The 19350-nt window shown below is 46.9% G+C and carries 17 protein-coding genes; 12 read left to right on the forward strand and 5 right to left on the reverse strand.

The genetic code is table 11. The features are described from left to right. Positions 1-24 precede the first annotated feature (24 nt). The 8 genes from moaA (at position 25) to lplT (ending at position 8409) form a co-directional block, all read left to right on the forward strand. Positions 25-1035 (forward strand): GTP 3',8-cyclase MoaA, encoded by a 1011-nt coding sequence (gene moaA, locus VK958_RS03970; RefSeq protein ID WP_325239174.1) that lies wholly within the window; start codon positions 25-27, stop codon positions 1033-1035. Further along, entirely contained in the window at positions 1035-1598 is a 564-nt protein-coding gene (gene mobA, locus VK958_RS03975) for a molybdenum cofactor guanylyltransferase MobA (protein WP_325239175.1), read from the forward strand. The genes moaA and mobA overlap by 1 nt, the downstream gene beginning before the upstream one ends. Before the next feature lie 26 nt (positions 1599-1624). Beyond that, positions 1625-2884: a molybdopterin molybdotransferase MoeA gene (gene moeA, locus VK958_RS03980; protein WP_325239177.1), complete on the forward strand. Its 1260-nt coding sequence runs from the start codon at positions 1625-1627 to the stop codon at positions 2882-2884. Positions 2885-2972: 88 nt separating this feature from the next. Then, a complete protein-coding gene (locus VK958_RS03985) occupies positions 2973-3761 on the forward strand; it encodes an energy transducer TonB (RefSeq protein WP_325239179.1) in 789 nt (262 codons plus the stop codon). 3 nt (positions 3762-3764) lie between these two features. Further along, positions 3765-5243 (forward strand): sensor histidine kinase, encoded by a 1479-nt coding sequence (locus tag VK958_RS03990; RefSeq protein ID WP_325239181.1) that lies wholly within the window; start codon positions 3765-3767, stop codon positions 5241-5243. A gap of 107 nt (positions 5244-5350) precedes the next feature. Continuing rightward, positions 5351-5812: a peroxiredoxin gene (locus tag VK958_RS03995; RefSeq protein WP_325239182.1), complete on the forward strand. Its 462-nt coding sequence runs from the start codon at positions 5351-5353 to the stop codon at positions 5810-5812. Positions 5813-5823: 11 nt separating this feature from the next. After that, positions 5824-7218, forward strand: coding sequence for a PhoH family protein (locus VK958_RS04000; RefSeq protein ID WP_325239184.1), 1395 nt, complete (start codon positions 5824-5826; stop codon positions 7216-7218). 21 nt (positions 7219-7239) lie between these two features. Further along, entirely contained in the window at positions 7240-8409 is a 1170-nt protein-coding gene (gene lplT / locus VK958_RS04005) for a lysophospholipid transporter LplT (RefSeq protein ID WP_325239186.1), read from the forward strand. A 69-nt stretch (positions 8410-8478) separates the two neighbouring features. Here the strand turns inward: lplT and VK958_RS04010 are convergent, their stop codons facing one another. The 5 genes from VK958_RS04010 to VK958_RS04030 form a co-directional block, all read right to left on the reverse strand. Beyond that, a complete protein-coding gene (locus VK958_RS04010) occupies positions 8479-9804 on the reverse strand; it encodes an NAD(P)/FAD-dependent oxidoreductase (protein WP_325239187.1) in 1326 nt (441 codons plus the stop codon). Between the two features lie 69 nt (positions 9805-9873). Continuing rightward, positions 9874-10386 (reverse strand): c-type cytochrome, encoded by a 513-nt coding sequence (locus VK958_RS04015; protein WP_325239189.1) that lies wholly within the window; start codon positions 10384-10386, stop codon positions 9874-9876. Between the two features lie 141 nt (positions 10387-10527). Then, positions 10528-11010: a cytochrome c gene (locus VK958_RS04020; protein ID WP_325239190.1), complete on the reverse strand. Its 483-nt coding sequence runs from the start codon at positions 11008-11010 to the stop codon at positions 10528-10530. 221 nt (positions 11011-11231) lie between these two features. Further along, positions 11232-12110 carry a quinoprotein dehydrogenase-associated putative ABC transporter substrate-binding protein gene (locus tag VK958_RS04025; protein WP_325239191.1) on the reverse strand — a complete coding sequence of 293 codons (879 nt, stop codon included), beginning with the start codon at positions 12108-12110 and terminating at the stop codon, positions 11232-11234. 245 nt (positions 12111-12355) lie between these two features. Next, positions 12356-14221: a PQQ-dependent dehydrogenase, methanol/ethanol family gene (locus VK958_RS04030; RefSeq protein WP_325239192.1), complete on the reverse strand. Its 1866-nt coding sequence runs from the start codon at positions 14219-14221 to the stop codon at positions 12356-12358. A gap of 321 nt (positions 14222-14542) precedes the next feature. Between VK958_RS04030 and pip the strand changes: the two genes are divergently transcribed. From pip to VK958_RS04050, 4 genes are all read left to right on the forward strand, one after another. Next, positions 14543-15526: a prolyl aminopeptidase gene (gene pip / locus VK958_RS04035; RefSeq protein ID WP_325239194.1), complete on the forward strand. Its 984-nt coding sequence runs from the start codon at positions 14543-14545 to the stop codon at positions 15524-15526. A 26-nt stretch (positions 15527-15552) separates the two neighbouring features. After that, positions 15553-16839: a YhjD/YihY/BrkB family envelope integrity protein gene (locus VK958_RS04040; protein WP_325239195.1), complete on the forward strand. Its 1287-nt coding sequence runs from the start codon at positions 15553-15555 to the stop codon at positions 16837-16839. Positions 16840-16980: 141 nt separating this feature from the next. After that, a complete protein-coding gene (locus VK958_RS04045; RefSeq protein WP_414683840.1) occupies positions 16981-18486 on the forward strand; it encodes a tetratricopeptide repeat protein in 1506 nt (501 codons plus the stop codon). A gap of 206 nt (positions 18487-18692) precedes the next feature. Continuing rightward, entirely contained in the window at positions 18693-19346 is a 654-nt protein-coding gene (locus tag VK958_RS04050; RefSeq protein ID WP_325239198.1) for a YfiR family protein, read from the forward strand. Positions 19347-19350 lie beyond the last annotated feature (4 nt).

The following is a 19350-nucleotide window of genomic DNA, read 5'->3' on the forward strand; positions in this document are numbered from 1 at the left end:
ATTACTTTAAAATTCATGCACACAATGTACTCTTCGGCAAATATTCCTTCCCAGCTTATCGACCAGTTTGGCCGGCATGTGGACTATATCCGCCTGTCAATTACCGATCGCTGCGATTTCCGTTGTCAGTACTGTATGGCAGAAGAAATGACTTTTTTGCCCCGCGACGAAGTTTTGAGCCTGGAGGAATGCGCAAGACTGGTTAAATTGTTTGTCCGTATGGGCGTCACTAAAGTTCGTATCACCGGCGGTGAACCGTTAGTGCGTAAAAATGCCATGTGGCTGTTTGAAGAAATCGGCCATCTTCCAGGCTTGCAGGAATGCCTGCTGACAACCAATGGTAGCCAGTTGGATAAACACAGCCTGGCTTTAAAAGAGGCCGGGGTTGACCGCATCAATATTTCGCTGGATAGCCTGGATGAAGATCGCTTTCGCAGGATCACCCGCGTAGGCGAGCTGCCAAAAGTACTTTCCGGTATAGACCATGCCATCCAGGCCGGGTTTGGCAATATCAAGCTGAATACCGTGCTGATGCGCGGCATTAATGATGATGAAGCAATTGAACTGGTTAATTTTGCAATGCAGAAGCATATTGATATCAGTTTTATTGAGGAAATGCCGCTGGGTGAAGTCAACCATGACCGCGAAAACAGTTGTGTGAGTAACAGCGAAACGCTCGGGCGTTTAAAAAGTAAGTTCTCACTCACACCGAGCAACCACAAAACTGGTGGACCTGCCCGTTACTGGCAAGTGAATGGTCACAAGACCAGAATCGGATTTATTTCACCGCATAGCCACAACTTCTGTGAAAGCTGTAACCGCGTTCGCATCACCTGCAAAGGCGAATTATTTTTATGCCTGGGACAAGAACATAAAATTGAACTGATGCCGCTGTTGCGTGCGCATCCCACTGACGATGGCCCACTGGTGGAAGCTATTTTGCAAGGTATGCGCATCAAGCCGCAGGGGCATGATTTTGATTTGCAACGCGCCGCGCCCGCAGTCATCCGTTTTATGTCCCACACAGGTGGTTAATGCAGATTACCGCAGTTATCCTGGCAGGTGGTCGTGGCATGCGTATGGGTGGCATCGACAAAGGGCTTGCTGATTACAACGGCAAAGCCATGGTGGCGCATGTGCTTGACCGCATCCAGCCACAAGTTACACAGGTCATTATGAATGCGAATCGCAATCTGGATATCTACCAGCAGTTTGGTATACAGGTAGTGACTGATGCCACCAACCAGTTTGATGGACCGTTGGCGGGTTTTCAGGCCGGTCTGGCGTACGCAAAAACAGAATGGGTACTCACCGTACCATGCGACTCCCCTTTATTACCGCTCGATTTAGTCGAACGTATGTCCAACGCCATCCGTAAATCTAATGCGTTAATGGCAATAGCGCGAAGCAGCAGCGGCGACCATCCGGTTTTTTGCCTGTTGCATACATCATTGAGCGACGATCTTGATACGTTTTTGAATGAAGGCCAACGTCGCGTAAGTGCCTGGCAATACCGGCATACGCCTGTTTTTGTAGATTTTGCAGATGAGCAAGCATTCACTAACATCAATCATCCGGTAGAAAAATCGCTACCGTAAATCAACCATTTAATCAGAGTAGCATCATGCAACCACAACTATCCGATTTCGTTTCAAATGCTTCATGCATGGATGACTATGACCCGAATGCCATGTCAGTGACACAGGCGCGTCATTACATCCAGCAGTTCTTAAGCCCGGTCAGCGAGACTGAAACGATAGTACTCAAAGAGAGTTTAGGGCGTGTTCTAGCCGTGCCGGTGATTTCAGGCATGAATGTGCCTGGCTATAATAATTCGGCTATGGATGGCTTTGCCTTCAGGCATGCAGAGGCAGGAAATCCACTCAAAGTGATCGGCACAGCATTTGCGGGCATTCCGTTCACTTCAGATATTCCGGCCGGTTGCTGTATCAAAATCATGACTGGAGCGGTTATTCCTCCTATCGTCGATACGGTCATGATGCAAGAACATACCTCAATCGAAGGTGAGTTGGTAACCTTGGTAAAATTGCCTGCTATAGGCACAAATATCCGCCTGACCGGAGAAGATATTGCTGTTGGTCAAACGGTGTTGACCCTTGGCCATCGTATTGAACCAGCCGATATGGGTCTGCTGGCCTCTTTGGGGATTGGTGAAATCGAGGTTTATCGCCGATTAAAAGTGGCATTCTTTAGCACGGGTGATGAGTTGGTAAGCATCGGCAAGCCTCTGCAGCAAGGGCAGATTTATGACAGTAACCGCTATAGTTTATGGGGCTTATTACAGGCAATTGGTGTATCAGTGACTGACCTTGGTAATGTGGCCGATGACCCGGCCACTTTAGAAAAAATCCTGCTGGAAGCATCTGAAAATTATGATGTAGTAATCACCAGTGGCGGTGTTTCGGTCGGCGAGGCAGACTTTATGAAACAGTTGCTGGCCAAGCACGGACAGGTCTTATTCTGGAAAATCAATATGAAGCCAGGCCGACCTCTGGCCTATGGAAAAATCGGCGCTGCCCATTATTTTGGTCTGCCTGGTAATCCGGTTTCTGCCATGGTGACTTTTTACCAGTTTGTTCAGGAAGCGCTGAAAACCATGATGGGAGCAGCCAACCTGACCCCACCCTCTTTTCAAGTCGAATGTGTCAACGCTATTAAAAAGGCCACCGGCCGTACTGAATTTCAGCGCGGCATATTGTTTAAAGAAGGCGAGACCTGGAAAGTCAAAACCACAGGTGAACAAGGCTCAGGCATTTTAAGCAGTATGAGCCGGGCCAATTGCTTTATTGTGCTCAATGAGCAAACCGGCGCACTCGATGCAGGCAAGATGGTAGAAGTACAACCTTTTCACGGGGTTTGTTAGATAATCAAACCCTCAGACACTGGCAGGAATGCTAAAAAATAGCTTATAGTGTCGGGTCGTGATGGGGGTTTAAGGTTAGGGTTTAAGCGTGCAAGCGGTTCTACAAGAATCAAAAACACAGTTCAAACATGGTTTGGAGTGGTGCCTGATTGGCTCGCTGCTCGCTCATGCATTGATCATGCTTTATATTCCCAAACCCACTTATGAAAAGCCTCCCGTCCAAAAACAGGAAATTCAAATCGAACTGGTGAAAGAGACACCGCCAGCAGTGGTTTCTCCTCCAGCCGAGCCTGAGCCAACGCCGCCTACACCTGAACCATCCAAGCCTGATCCGGTAAAACCACCACCTAAGCCGGTAGAACCCAAGCCTGCAGAACAAAAACCAACTCTGCCGCAAAAGACATCGCCCCTGCCGGAACCGCCCGCAGAGCCTACCCGGACAGTCACAGAAGCGCCAGCGCCTTCTGTGATTACAGCAAAACCTAGCGAGAGTAAAGCCGAAGTGGTGCCACCACCACCAGCACCACCAGCACCACCTCCGGAGCCACCCAAAGCGACCGGACCTAGTGAAGGTGATATTGAAGCGGCGCGAAATGCATTTAGAAATGCAGCACACAGGGAACTGAAGAAAAACCAGCGCTACCCTAGAATCGCACAAGACAGGGGCATTGAAGGTGATGTCAAACTGAGTATCAACATTGATGACCATGGCAACATCACAGGCATCGAGGTGCTTGAGTCGAGTGGCAATAAAGCAATCGATGACGCAGCACTGGCAGCCGCACAGAAATCACAGCTAAAGCCGCATTTCAACGAAATTCTGCGCGGTAAAATCAGTAATATTGTAGTGACTGTCAGCTTCAGGCTTTCCAGTTAGAATATGGCACTTTCCAGCAGAAAACTCAAAACGGCTTTTACGCAGCGGACTTATGGCAAGTCCCTCAGGCATTTGCTGCTGTTTCATGACCTCTATTTTATTGCGCTGATCATTCTGGCAGTTGCAAGCGGCGGCTATGGCATTTATCTATGGGATAAAGCCTCCAAGCAATCTCAGCGTATCAACATTGTTATCCAGGAAATTTATCTGGTCAGGGGTGATTTATATCGCCAGGTAAAAGAATTGTTTGATGCTTTTTTCCTGCAGGAAGAGAATGCCCTGAATGAATATAACCACTACACCAGCTCTATCCTGCTGCATTTGCACCGTTTGCAAGAGATAGCGATTGATGAGGAAGAAAGAACCGCCCTCAGTGAAATCGAGAGCAAATACCGCAGATTGGTGAATGAAGCACCTACCCTGTTCTACCGTTATCAAAACAACCCCAACAAGCAGGCACAAAAATCCATTTACCAGGATATTGAAACAGGCATTTTCACGCACTATGAAGAAGTATCCAAACGGGCCGAACACCTGTTGATGATCAAGCAAAGTGAGATTAAAAATCGCCTGGAAGATGCGAGGAGTAGCTCGATTGCAGTGTTGTCACTGCCCCTGTTACTTGCCTGTGTGCTGATTATTTATTCACGGCGGATTTTAAAACGATCCATCGTCAACCCCATCAATGACATCATGATTGCGACCAATGCCATCAGTGCCGGCAACCTTAGCCACCAGGTCCCTGAAATGGGCGCGGAAGAGCTGGCTGTGTTATCCAAAGAAATCAATAAGATGGCGGAGGACCTGGCTTTGAGTCGGGATGCCCTGGTCAAAAGTGAAAAACAGGCGGCACTGGGGCTGCTGGTACCGATGCTGGCACATAACATCCGCAACCCGCTGGCGAGTATCCGCGCCACAGCCCAGGTGATTGACGCACCGGATAAAGATACGCAGGAATCGGTACTGGGTATTATCCATACCGTTGACCGCCTGGAACGCTGGACCGGCAGCCTGCTTTCTTATTTGCACCCGATCAAACCGATGTTGAACCAGCTGATGCTTTCTTCGATTGTGCAAGGCGCAATCATGACGCTGCAACCCAAGCTTAGTGAAAAAAATATCAAAGTGGTAGAAAACAGTGCCAATATCAAACGCCTGATATTGACTGATGAGCACCTGCTGGAACAAATGCTCTACAACTTGTTGCTCAATGCCTCGGAAGCTTCTCCCAAAGGCTCAGCGATTCACATCCAATGTGCGCTTTTGGACAATATACTCACCTTGGTCATCATCGACCAAGGTCCCGGCATGCCTTTCAAACCGGACCCGCATGCCATCACACCGGGACCAACCACTAAAAGGTTTGGCACCGGCCTTGGCATCCCTTTCGCATTTAAAGTCTGCGAAGAGCTTGGCGGCGCCATGCAGTTTGACAGCCAGGTAGGTAAGGGCACCCGCATCACTATTTCATTACCCCAGTAACCTGGCCTGATTTGAAGCGATATTGCGTAAGCTACTAATTTTCTTTTTCTGCTTGCTTAATTTTGTTTTTTTATCAACAATGTGATTAAGCATTTGCCACGAATATTATGTTGAATTCACCAGCTCCCGCGTTATCCTTGCCAGCAACCTCCGGCCTTCAATTCAAAGTCAGTGACTATTTGGGAAAATATGTTGTTTTGTATTTTTATCCCAAAGACGCCACGCCCGGCTGTACTACACAAGGCGTTCAATTCCGTGACATGCACGACGAATTCACTGCGGCCGATGCAGTGGTTTTCGGGATTTCGCGTGATACGCTCAAATCGCATGAAAACTTCAAAACCAAATACACATTTCCGTTTGAGCTTATCTCCGATAGCGAAGAGATTGCCTGCCAGGCGTTTAATGTCATTAAAATGAAAAACATGTACGGCAAACAGGTACGTGGCATTGAGCGTAGCACGTTTTTAATTGACCCTAAAGGCAACATCATCCGCGAATGGCGCGGTGTTAAAGTCGATGGCCATGCCGCAGAAGTGCTGGCCACTATCCAATCTTTCCACTCATAAAGTGATTTTCTATGGCACGTGTTCCACAAACTAAGCTGTTCGTTCTGGATACAAATGTATTGATGCACGATCCTTCATCGCTGTTCCGGTTCGAAGAACATGACGTGTATTTGCCAATGGTGACCCTGGAAGAGCTGGATAATGGCAAAAAAGGGCTGACGGAAGTTGCCCGCAATGCGCGCCAAGCCAGCCGTTTTCTGGAAGAAATCATGGGTAGTGCCGATACTAACAACTTGGAAGCTGGCTGTTCGCTAGCGATCAAGGGTAATCGCCACCTGCCAGGAAAACTGTTTTTCCAGACAGAACATGTCCCTACAGATCTGCCAGGACTGGCAGGCAGCAAAGCCGATAACCAGATTATCAGCGTGGTTCTGTCACTCAAAAAGCAAACCCCGGACCGCAACGTCATCCTGGTCAGTAAGGATATCAATATCCGCATCAAGGCACGCGCCATGGGTGTGCCTTCCGAAGATTACTTCAATGACAAAGTGCTGGAAGACAGCGACATGTTGTACACCGGCTTGCGTGAGCTACCGGAAAACTTCTGGGAGGAGCATAGCAAAGACATGCACTCCTGGCAGGAAGCAGGGCGTATGTTTTACAAGATCAATGGACCGATTGTCAAATCATTGCTGATCAATGAGTTTGTATTTTATGAATTCAATAAACCATTTCATGCGATAGTCCGCAAACTTGAAGATAACTCTGCTGTGCTTGAAGTGGTGCACGATCACGCGAACCCCAAGCATAATGTGTGGGGCATTACCGCACGTAACCGCGAACAGAATTTTGCCTTGAACCTGTTGATGGATCCTGACATTGACTTTGTCACGTTGCTCGGCCAGGCCGGTACCGGTAAAACATTATTGACCCTGGCTGCCGCACTGACACAAACCTTGGATAAAAAACGCTATTCTGAAATCATCATGACCCGTGTCACCGTGCCGGTAGGTGAAGACATCGGTTTTTTACCAGGGACGGAAGAAGAGAAAATGGCACCATGGATGGGTGCCCTGGAAGACAACCTGGATGTGCTAAACAAGACAGATGAAGATGTCGGTGAATGGGGCCGTGCTGCAACGCAAGACCTGATCCGCACGCGAATCAAGATCAAGTCTCTAAACTTTATGCGTGGCCGTACTTTCCTGAATAAATTCCTGATAATTGATGAAGCACAAAACCTGACGCCTAAACAAATGAAAACGTTGATTACACGTGCTGGCCCCGGTACCAAAGTGGTTTGTTTGGGTAATATCGCACAAATTGATACCCCATACCTGACAGAAGGTAGCTCAGGCCTCACTTATGTGGTCGACCGCTTCAAAAACTGGGAGCACAACGGCCATATCACCTTGATTCGCGGCGAGCGCTCACGCCTGGCTGATTTTGCGGCAGAGGTTTTGTAGACGTTCGTCTGCCCTGCTGTCATGGTCAAAGGCTTTTATACATTACTGATTGCCCAGTTTTTATCGGCAATCGCGGATAATGCGCTGTTATTTGCAGCCATTGCGCTGCTCGCGCAACTGAATGCTCCCACTTGGCACGAACCCCTGTTGCGCGAGTTCTTCGTTATTTCCTATATTCTGCTGGCGCCCTTTGTAGGCCCTTTTGCAGACGCCCTCCCCAAAGGCCGCGTCATGTTCTTGAGCAATGGCCTGAAGTTCGTAGGTTGTTTACTGGCTCTGGCAGGTGTACCGCCACTATACGCCTACGCCGTGGTCGGTATCGGCGCTGCGGCTTACTCCCCTGCCAAATATGGCATCCTGACCGAAATGCTGCCTTCACATTTATTGATTAAAGCCAACGCATGGATGGAAGGCACGACAGTTACCGCAATTATTCTAGGGCCAGTATTTGGCTCGACCATTGCAGCGGCGACCAGCCCTTATGTAGGGATTGCATTTATCACCCTGCTTTATTTAATGGCAGCAGCCTTTAACTACTTTATTCCTAAAGTACCTATTGACCACAAGGTAGAACAAAAAACCCTGAGGTTTCTATTAAAAGACTTCTGGCATGCGTTTGTTACCTTATGGAAAGACCCTCAAGGACAGGTTTCACTGGCAGTGACGACGCTGTTTTGGGGTGCAGGGGCCACTTTACAGTTTGTGGTCTTAAAATGGGCCGATGTAAAGCTCGGGTTTACACAGCAGGAAGCCACTTACCTGATTGCGATCCTGGCCGTCGGCATTGCTGTAGGCTCAATTATCGCTTCGCGATACGTACAATTGGAGAATGCAGTGAAAGTGCTGCCGGCCGGGATTTACATGGGCATTCTGGTCATCAGCATGGTATTGATCACCAACCCGATTGTAGCGGCCGCCTTACTGTTTGTGATTGGCGTTTTATCCGGCTACTTCCTGGTGCCGCTTAACTCACTGCTGCAACACCGCGGACATCATTTACTTGGCGCTGGGCACTCGATCGCAGTGCAAAACTTTAACGAAAATATTGGCATCTTGTTGTTGCTGGGCGCTTATACCTGGATGGTAGGTGCAAAGTTCGAGATTAATACCATTGTTGCGATCTTTGGCGCGTTTATTATTATCAGCATGTCATTGATCACATTCGTCTACCGGAAACAAATTCAACATTAAGCTGCTTTGAATAAAATACAGGGCGCTTCATGCGCCCTGTATTTTATGATTCTTTGTAATGTTTAATAATTAGTGCAGTTTCACATGCGGCTCGGTACGTCTTGAAATGAGGCGGCCAATACTGTGCACAATCACCGCCAGCACACCATGCAATGCCATCAAATGCATTTTATACAGGCTACGGTACATCACTCTGGCAAATAAACCTTGAATGTACATGCTGCCACCTGCCACTGCGCCCATCAAACTGCCTACAGTCGAATATTTACCCAAGTTGACCAGTGAACCGTAATCGCGGTAATGAAACTCCGGTAGCGATTCTTTGCCAGCAACACGCGCTTTTACTGTTTTTACCAACAATGATGCTTCCTGATGCGCTGCTTGTGCGCGTGGCGGCACTGTCGTATCGTGCCCCAGCCATGGGCAGGCGGCACAATCACCAAAGGCGAAAATATTTTCATCCCGCGTGGTTTGCAGATGCTGGTTGACGACTAGCTGATTAATTCTATTCGTCTCCAGACCATCAATATCCTTGAGGAAATCCGGCGCTTTAATGCCCGCCGCCCACACCACGAGCTCCGCAGGAATAAAGCGACCACTGTGAGTGGTGACGCCTTTGGGAGAAACTTCAGTCACCCGTTCGCCGGTAAAGACGTTGACCCTTAGTTTACGTAACTCAACATCCACGGCGTAAGAAAGCTTGTTTGGCAGCGCCGGCAAAATCCGGTCGCTAGCTTCAATCAGCGATATCTTTACATCCCGGTCAGGATCAATCTTGTCTAACCCATAGGCAGTTAATTCACGCGTCGTGTTGTGCAACTCGGCAGCCAGTTCAACACCAGTAGCACCCGCGCCTACAATGGCGACTTCCAGTTGACCAGGTTTCAAGGCTTCAGTCTGTGTCTGTGCACGTAATAATGCGTTATGCAGATAACGGTGGAAGCGTTGCGCTTGGGAATGTGTATCCAGTGCTAGTGAGTATTCACGTGCACCGTTAATGCCAAAATCATTAGTAGTACTACCAACGGCAATGATCAAGGTGTCATATTTAAAGGTACGGCGTGCGATGACTTCATTGCCATCTTCGTCCATAAAGGGCGCCAGACTAACTTCACGCGTGGCTCGATTCAAGCCATCCATACGTCCCAGGCGGAACTTGAAATGATGCCAATGCGCCTGTGCCAGGTAATCCAGTTCATGACGATCCGGATCCATGCTGCCAGCTGCGATTTCATGCAATAACGGTTTCCATACATGTGTTCTGGTGCTATCAATCAGCGTGATGAGAGCCTTGTTCTTTTTCCCAAGGGAATCTCCCAGTTTTGTCGCCAACTCCAGTCCACCTGCGCCACCACCTACGATGATGACATGGTGCAAATTATTTTCATCCGTCACACTATATCCTTCAATAAAAAAAGCGCGCCTGCCGTACTGCCAAGCGCGCACAACAACACCATTATACCGCTATTCGTTACCCGTGATTTTGGCATGACTGCGAATAAAAGCGATCACTTTCAATACGTCATCTGGTTTTAAACCATCATCAGGTGCCATCAGGCCAAAACCTTTGGCACCCATGCCGCCATTTGTACCATGCCATATGGTCTCAAACATGCCTTTATTAGTTGCATTTTTGGCATAACGGAAGTTTTCACCGATCAGGCCTGGCCCAACCGCGCCTTCACCGTGACCACCGTGGCAAGCCACGCAGGAAAACAGGTTAAATTTCTTTTTGCCTTCCTTGATTGCATCTTCTTTACCAATGTAGGGATTTTTACCTGTGCTTAAAAACTCTTTCGCAGCCGGAGTATCAAACATTTTGACATCGATTTGTAACGGCTGCCCATCCTGGGTAGCCTCAAATTTAATGGCCTTGATATCTTCTGCAGAGGCCTCAGAGCCTGAGCCTGACTGACCATCATTACCACATGCTACCAATAACGTAGCGAGAACTGACATTAACAACAAACTTCTCATGATTTCCCCCATAGATTCACTTGGATGTTCTTTAAAATAAAACAGTTTTATTGTTTTTATTATTGATAAAACCGACTGAATCATTGTGCCATAAAAACAAAAAACGGTCACCAAGGTGACCGTTTTAAGTGAGCATTATTATTATTCGTTACCAGTCATCTTTACGTTGCTGTTGCTACGAATAAAAGCAATTACCTTCAACACTTCATCTGGCTTCAAACCATCATCTGGAGCCATCAGACCAAAGCCCTTGGCACCCATACCGCCATTAGTACCGTGCCAGATGGTTTCAAACATACCTTTATTGGTTGCATTCTTGGCATAACGGAAGTTTGCGCCAATCAAACCAGGACCCACTGCGCCCTCACCTTTACCACCATGACAGGCTACACAAGAGTACAGATTGAAAATCTTTTTGCCTTTTTTAATGGCTTCCTCATTACCGATGTAAGGGTTTTTACCAGTAGCCAAAAATTCTTTAGCTGCGTCTGTATCAAACATGGCTTTATCGACGCTGATAGTTGATCCATCTTGAGTAGCAGATAATGTGATATCAGCCATCGCGCTTGTAGCAAATGTCAGCAGAGAAACCACCAATGCTGATTTAATTGTGTTCCCAAACATGTTGTCTCCTAATCCTAAACAAAATGAGCGGCGTTAATTAAATAACCAAATAATTAACGCATGCTCATTTAACGAATCGTTTCAGAAACGGTTGACGAATATTTCCGAATAATACTCAGAATCTTTCACGTGACCGCTTCAAAACAAGTGCTCGATTTTACTGGGTTTTTTTTCCATTGTCATTAATCAAGGCCTGTTTATAATATTTTTTCAATTCACTGTTATTTTTTGTACACACTGTCGCCATCAACCACAGGCACGGTTGGAATACCATATTCTTTCAGGATCGCATCGATCTTGTCTTTATTACGCTCCAAGGCTTCATTGATCATTTTGATGCGGTCTTTGTCTTTCATCCTCACGGCAACTGAAATATTCCAGTATTCCTTACCTTTTAGATTCACTTTGTTGTATTCAGGAATCAAACGAACTTCGAGTGGCACCTTGGATTGTTTTGCATAGTAACCAGCTATCGGACCCCACATAATTGCCACGTCAATTTTTCCAGCAACCAGATCATCAATCACAAAGCTGGTCGGCAGATTCAAATCACGCTGCAAACGATAGGGTCTTGCATTGGTCATCAAGTTGTAATCATTGAGAGGAATAGTAGCCGGACTTTTGTCCACGATACCGATGATACCCTTTTTCAGATCCGGGGAATCCCAGTTGGTAATATCGTAATTACTATCTTTGCGCCATACGAAGACGTGGCCGGAACGATAGTAAGGCTTGGAGGTACGCAAGCCATCAAAATCTGAAGTCATGCCGATAATCACATCACATCGCATGGCGTTAATCGTATTGCGCAAAAAACCCTGACGGTTATAGGCATACTGGAAGGTCAGTTTTTTTCCCAGGTCATCAGCCAGCACTTTCGCAATTTTGTCTTCAAAGCCTTCCAGTTTGATATTGGAATAAGGCATATTCTCCGGGTCAGAACAGACCTTGAATTCAGATTCATCTGCTACACGCCGCACTTCGCCAATACGGCCTTCATCTGGATTAATAGAGGGAATATCAATCTCTTCGGCAAATGCCGTTGTTTGTACTGCCCACACCAAACCAATCGCACCCAGTAACTTCCATGTCATTTTCATCTTGATTTCATCCTTATTGTGATTTTCACCTGTCGTCTTTGGAGTGCTTTTTTAGTTCAAAAGTTCTGCTAACGTACGACAAGAGCCATCATCTTATCTTGAATAAGTTTCTATTTGTAGCCAAAACTTACTTTAATTTATTTTGCTTTTACTAATCATGAATTTCATGAAAAAAAACACCCTGCCGAAGCAGGGTGTTAGAGGAGTCAACGTATTTCTTAAGTTAACTTGAAATAAATTTCAAATTACAGTGAGAATACATTCAATGCACCGCCGCCAGGAGCAGCGTTGTATTTTGTCAACTCTTTGTAACCACCAGCAGCACCCAGTGCATCGGTGTCGTTAGTCATACCCAGGTTCATCGCAACACCAGCCCAACCGCCGATACCGGACAGTACGCCAACGTATTGTTTACCTTTGTGGCCGTATGTGAATGCGTTACCGATTACACCTGAACCAACTTGGAATTTCCACAGTTCTTTACCATTTTGTGCATCAACAGCCTTCAACCAACGATCCAAAGTACCGTAGAACACAATGTTAGTAGAAGTAGTCAGAGCACCACCCCAAGCAGAGAATTTCTCTTTGTTGTACCAAACTTTTTTGTTGGTCATCGGATCGTAAGCACCGAAACCACCCATCACGCCGTCAGGACCAGCAAACATGGTCAATGTAGCACCAACCCATGGTTGACCTGCAACGTATTTGGATTCAACTGGCTCGTAAGTCATACAAACGTGGTTCAATGGTGTGTACATCAAACCAGTTTTTGGTGAGTAAGCAGCTGGTTGTTGGTCTTTAGTACCCAAAGCAGCCGGGCAAACACCTTTAGCGTTGTAGTCTTGGTGAGTAGAAGCTGAAGCCAATTTGTCTGGCACACCAGTTTTGATATCTACGCTGTTAGCCCAGTTAACAAATGGATGTACTTTTTCAGCAGCAACCAATGTACCGTTGTTAGCTTGCCATGTGTAGATGAAACCGTTACGGTCATGGTGCCATGCGTATGTTTTGCCACCTTTGTCGAACAGGATCACTTCGTTAATGCCATCGTAGTCCCACTCATCGTGTGGAGTCATTTGCATGCCCCATTTAGCCACGCCAGTGTCCAGATCACGTGCAAATACTGTCATAGACCATTTGTTGTCGCCTGGACGTACGTCTGGGTTCCAAACAGATGGGTTACCAGTACCGTAGTAAACCAGGTTTGTTTTAGCATCATATGGCCACCAGCCCCATACGGAACCACCACCATGTTGCCAGCCATCTTTAACAGCCTGTGGTTTCAACCAGGTACGTGTACCCAGTTCTTTTTCGCCAGTTTTCATTTGATCGCTAGCTAATTTTTTGAAAGAACCACCTTCTTTGTTACCGCCGTTTACGTCTTGGTAAACTGACAGCGCATTGTATTGTGGGTTTTCTTTGTTGAAGTCAGCACCGATCAGAACTTCAGCGTCAGGGCCTGTTGAGAAGGCTTTCCATGCCAAAGAACCGTCTTTGATGTTGTAAGCAGCCAGGAAGCAACGTACGCCAAATTCAGCACCTGAACAACCTGTCAATACTTTGTCTTTGTAAACGTGTGGAGCATTAGTGTTAGTAGCACCGACTTTTGGATCAGTGTTTTTAACATCCCATACTTTAGCACCGGTTTTTGCGTCCAAAGCGATCAAAACGCCGTCGTTTTGTTGCAGGAAGATTTTACCGTCGCCGTAGCCCAGACCACGAGATACGTTGTCACAGCACAGAACTGCTTGAACGCTTGGGTCTTGTTTAGGGAAATAGGACCAAACGATTTTTTGATTGTCGTTCAGATCCAGTGCGTATACGTTGTTTGGGAAAGCAGTGTGAACATACATCATGTTACCAACAACAACTGGTGAACCTTCGTGACCACGGTTTACACCGGTTGCGAATGTCCAGGCAGCTTTCAGGTTTTTAACGTTACCTTTGTTGATTTGTGACAGATTGCTGTAACCTTGGTTGAAGTAGTTACCGCGTGGGTGTGTCCAGTTGTTTGAATCTTTCATTGCAGCTTCTTGGTCTGCAGCAGCAAATGCGACCATTGGCAACGCTGCTACCAGGCCCAAAGCCAGTTTGATTTTGTTAACTTGCATATTGATCTCCAAAGTTGAAACTAAGGGTTTAATATAAGCACACGGTCAATTTGCATCCACTAGGATTGGCATACTGAATTGTCCGCATACTTTACACATTCTCGGCTAGGGAAAAATTCCCGACTAACTGTAGAAATTCACACTTTGCCGCATGTGAGGATTGCAATATAGAACAATTTGTTTTCAATTGCAACACTTTAGTTACAAATTGGTTACACTTTTTTCAGCTTTGATTTTGTTATTTTTTCCCACTAAAATCGCTTTGAAAAAATATTCAATAAATCATATAGTTAATTAAACAGCCAAAAGAAAACAAGCAATATGAATCTTTTAAGTCTCTATCCAGAATGTACGCCTTTCCACTCTGCGCTTTTGAAAGTCAGCGATTTACATTCTATTTATATCGAGCAATGCGGCAATCCGAATGGTATCCCTATTATTTTTTTACATGGCGGGCCCGGCAGTGGATGCAATCCAGCACAGCGACGTTTTTTTGACCCAGCTTATTACCATATCATCTTGTTTGATCAACGCGGGTGCGGTCGCAGCCAGCCCGCTGGTGAAACACTGGAAAACACCACCCAGGCACTGGTTGCAGACATCGAAACCATTCGCAACCACCTGAATATCAAGCAGTGGCATGTATTCGGCGGTTCATGGGGGAGCACATTAGCTTTGGCCTACGCGACCCAACATGCTGACAACATTATCAGCCTGGTGTTGAGAGGAATATTCTTAAGCAGGCCTCGGGAGATCCAATGGTTCCTGGGAGCAGTTGCGCTGTTTTTCCCTGAAGCCTGGCAAACCTTGTTACAAGACGTGCCCGACGATCAGCACGAGGCTATCCTGGAATATTACGCAGGCCTAGTCTTCAATGCCGATACTACCATCAGCATCCCGGCAGCGATCCGGTGGAATGCGTTTGAATCAAGCATCATGAGCCTCGTTCCCAAACAAGAAACGCCTAAGCCAGATAGCACGAGTAAAGACAGTCCAACTGTAGATGGCGCTATTGAATTGGCGCGCGCACGCGTACAAATCCACTATATCCGGCATGGATGTTTTGTTGATGGCGATCAATTACTGAATTCGGCAGCCAAGGCACTGCGCCATATACCCACCATGATTGTACAAGGCCGCTATGACATGGTCTGCCCACCGCAAACAGCCTGGGAGCTTTCACATGCGATGCCGCATGCAACACTGGTGATGGTGCCTGACGCCGGACATTCAGCGATGGAGAGTGGGACTTGCCAGGCATTACTGGCCGCGACTGAGCACTTTAAATCGCTTTCGCCCTTATAAACCATTGAGCAACCGGGGCCTGATGAATGTTAAAAACAATCGCAAAGCGCGCCAAGAGTCAATGGCAGGCACTTGCGCAATACTTTTCACCCTATATTTATTCCACTCCGCTATTTGTCATCAAAACCACACTGCAAGGGGTCAGCAAGCATAGACTGATGGGCCTCTCGGCCGCATTGTCTTTTTATGCCCTGTTTGCGCTGATTCCGCTGATCATTCTTATTTTCTTTTTGATCAGCCACATGGTGTATTCATCTGATTATGCGATTGTTAAGCTGGCCATACTCACCAGTAATTTGTTACCGGAATTCAGTCAGCGCATCATGATTGAAGTCTATAACAACACACAGACAAAAGCCGCGTGGGGCGCAGTCGGTTTCTTTATTCTGTTATGGACCATCACTCCGCTGGCAGCCAATATGCGCTCCAGCTTTTACCTGATTTCCAGTCGGCATGATGTGCCGTCTTTCTGGAATAAAAAGATCCGAGACGTGCTGGCTGTATTAGGTGTGCTATTGGTTTTTTTCCTGTTTACAGCGGCTGGCTTTGTACTGGAATCGGTGATTGTGTTTCTTGCAGTGCATTTACCTTCCGCATTGATCAACTTCGTTGGCGGCGTGCTTTCCTTATTATTGACCACGATTTTGATCGCGGGTTTTTACCGAACGTTTTGTCCGCTGCATGTGCAATGGCGGCACTTACTGATATCAGCACTCTTGACTGCCGGGCTATGGTTGCTGATGAGACCGGCGTTTGGTTTATTCCTGAGTGTTAACAAAAACTTCGGCGCTGTTTTTGGCAGCATGAAAGCCATGTTTGTTTCCATCAGCTGGCTCTACCTGAATTTTGCCATTTTCCTGATTGGTTTCGAGTTGATGGTAACGCTCAGGCAAAAAGATGTGTTACTGCTGAAAGGGTTGTTCGACGACTTTCCCAATCAACAGCATTACCTGCAAAGACTCATGCACAAATACGGTAAAACCTACTCGCAAGGCAGTTATGTTTTTAACCAGGGTGAAGCAAACCATCATTATTATATGGTGGTAGAGGGCACGCTTCACCTGGTTCAACGTCAAGCGGATGATTCGGAAAAAACCATCCGCATCTTGCAATCCGGCGATTTTTTTGGCGACATCGCTTTGTTTTCAGCCCAGCCGGTGACGGCTAGCGCTATTGTTGTTTCAGAAGAAGCTTCGATTATTGAGATCTACGCTGAGTCCATTGAAGACTTACTACAGGAAGAGCCAAAAATCGCGGTGCGCTTGTTAAAACAGTTATCGCATCATGCCCGGATAAACAGTACCCCGGATTAGAGCCTTTAACTGGACTGGATAGCTCTTTTTTACCGTTTACCACATGTAAAACTGAATAGATATACGATTTTCAAATAGTGAAGGATTGCAGAATTGTAAAATATGTTACAAAATTGTAACTATGTCCCGGAATTCTGCATGATGGCGCTTTCTCTTCCCCAAGAAATTAATGCACTGATACAACAACTTAATGCCAGCAAGTTTGCTGCGGTAGCCAATCGCGCCAGGCAATTGTGCGCACAATACCCCCGTGAATTTGTATTGCATCATCTGCTGGCATTGGCATTAGATCAGAGCCAGCAATTTACCGGGGCCGAACAGGCATATGCGCAGGCGCTCAAGCTCCAACCTAATAACGTCGAGCTTTGGTTTAACTATGCCATTGTATTAACGCACCTGGATAGACCTGCCGATGCTGAACAAGCCTATCGTCAAGCCATTGCCCTAAATCCATCTTTTTTTGAGGCGCACGGAAATCTTGGTACCTTGTTACAGAAACAAGGTCGTTTAGACGAAGCGATTGGCTGCTATCAGACTGGCTTGCGTCTTCAACCACAAGATGCGCGTGGATACTTCAATCTGGCCACTGCTCAGCGTGACAAGGGCCAATTAAAGGAAGCGGTTGGTAGCTATGAACGTGCCATCGCATTGTTTCCCAATTACACAGATGCGTATAACAATCTCGGGGAAACCTGGCGTGACCAGGGCGATATGACCCGGGCAGTGCAATATTATCAGCAAGCTCTTCAGCGAAATCCCGGGCATGCGGGCGCCAATTACAATATGGGTGAATTCCTTTATCTGGCTAAGCGTTTTGAGGAAGCGATTCCACACTTTGAACGCTCGCGCCTGGACGACTGGCAATCCAGGGTGCTGTATTGTTTATACCAGGCGGAAAAGTTTGATGCTTTTAAACAGTTACGTTATGAGGTGATGCAGCAAGGGCCGCATACTGCGCCTTTTATTGCCACTTTATCGACGCATTACAGCTTGAACCATCAAGAAAAAGATCCTTACCAGTTCTGTCCGAACGGGCTGGAATTTGTTTACCACCGCCGCATCCCCGAGCTGGCACCCGGCAGCCCATTACTGGCCGAGTTACTGGCGAATATTGCACAGACAGATATCGCGGAACGCAAGCAGGCACGGCTCACCAACGGCAAACAATCTGCAGGCAACCTGTTCAAGCGACCTGAAGCGGCTTTCCGCACCTTAGGTGAACTGGTAAAACGCGAGTTCCGCAATTACCAGCAACACTTCCAGCAAGCGCAATGCGCATTGATCACGTTTTTCCCTGAAACGCTTGAATTCACCAGCTCGTGGTATGTGAAGATGCAGAAAGGCGGACACCTGGACGCACATATCCATGAAATTGGCTGGATAAGCGGGGCGGTTTACCTGGCTATGCCAGAGACGGAAGACCCGAAGGAGGGAGCTTTTGAGTATGGCACGCATGGCGATGGTTACCCAAAAGTCCATGACAGCTTTCCTGTGGACTTCATCAAGCCCGGCGTTGGGGATATCGTGCTTTTCCCCTCATCACTATTTCACCGAACCATCCCGTTCAATGCGGATGCAGAACGTATCTGCGTGGCGTTTGATTTAAAGCCTGCAGCCTCTTTAGCAACCGCCAGTAGCCAATACTAGGTGCTATCCCCAGCCTTTTATCATCAAGTATAAATCAGCAGTTAAGGTTTATTTATCAAATACATACAGAATTTATCAATCTTTTAGATTGTAGATTGTATGCTTCAAGGTATGATACTTAATAGTTTAGCGCTTATTGCCTGCACATTTTTTTGAGCATAGTCAGTGGCGCTCCCCGATGACATCTCAAGGGAGTTAGCCCGGAAATGAAAGCAAGCCTTTACAGGAGGACGCAGCAATTGAGCCTGATGATTTTTCTGCCTTACCATGTCATTCAACCACTGCAAATATTGCAATGCGGCCGCTGGGTTAACAGCCTGTCATTTTTCAAGACGCTCACTCACCCTCTACGGGTCATAGCGGTTTGTTACCTTATTATCACCGCCAATACCGGCTGGGCTGCATCACAGGATATGCGTGAAATCACCAGCGAGCTGATTTATAACTTTGCCCTCCTGAGCCAGACACCCAACCGCATCATTCAGGAAGCCTACAATGTCTGCGCTTTTGAAGAAGATATCGTTCATCTGCAAGCCGCCACATTAGAATCGCAAAAAATACAGAATGTGCCGGTGTTTTTAGTCCCGTTGAAAGCCACCACTGACGTTAAACGCTGCAATCTGTTGTATATTCAGGCTTATGTTCCACAGAAGCCAATAGAACTGCAACAATCCATCCAAAAAGATGTGGTATTGACCGTGGTGCATGCCACGAACAAATTCACCGAGCATGGTCATGTGGTCATCAGCGCCCAGGATAAGCGCTACCAGTTTGATTTGCGCATACAGCCGGCCAAACAGGCGGGGATTGTGTTTGATGCGCGCCTGTTGAAGCTGGCGACTAATATTATTAACGATTAACTGT

Source organism: Methylophilus sp. (assembly GCF_035460085.1).
Taxonomy (GTDB): domain Bacteria; phylum Pseudomonadota; class Gammaproteobacteria; order Burkholderiales; family Methylophilaceae; genus Methylophilus.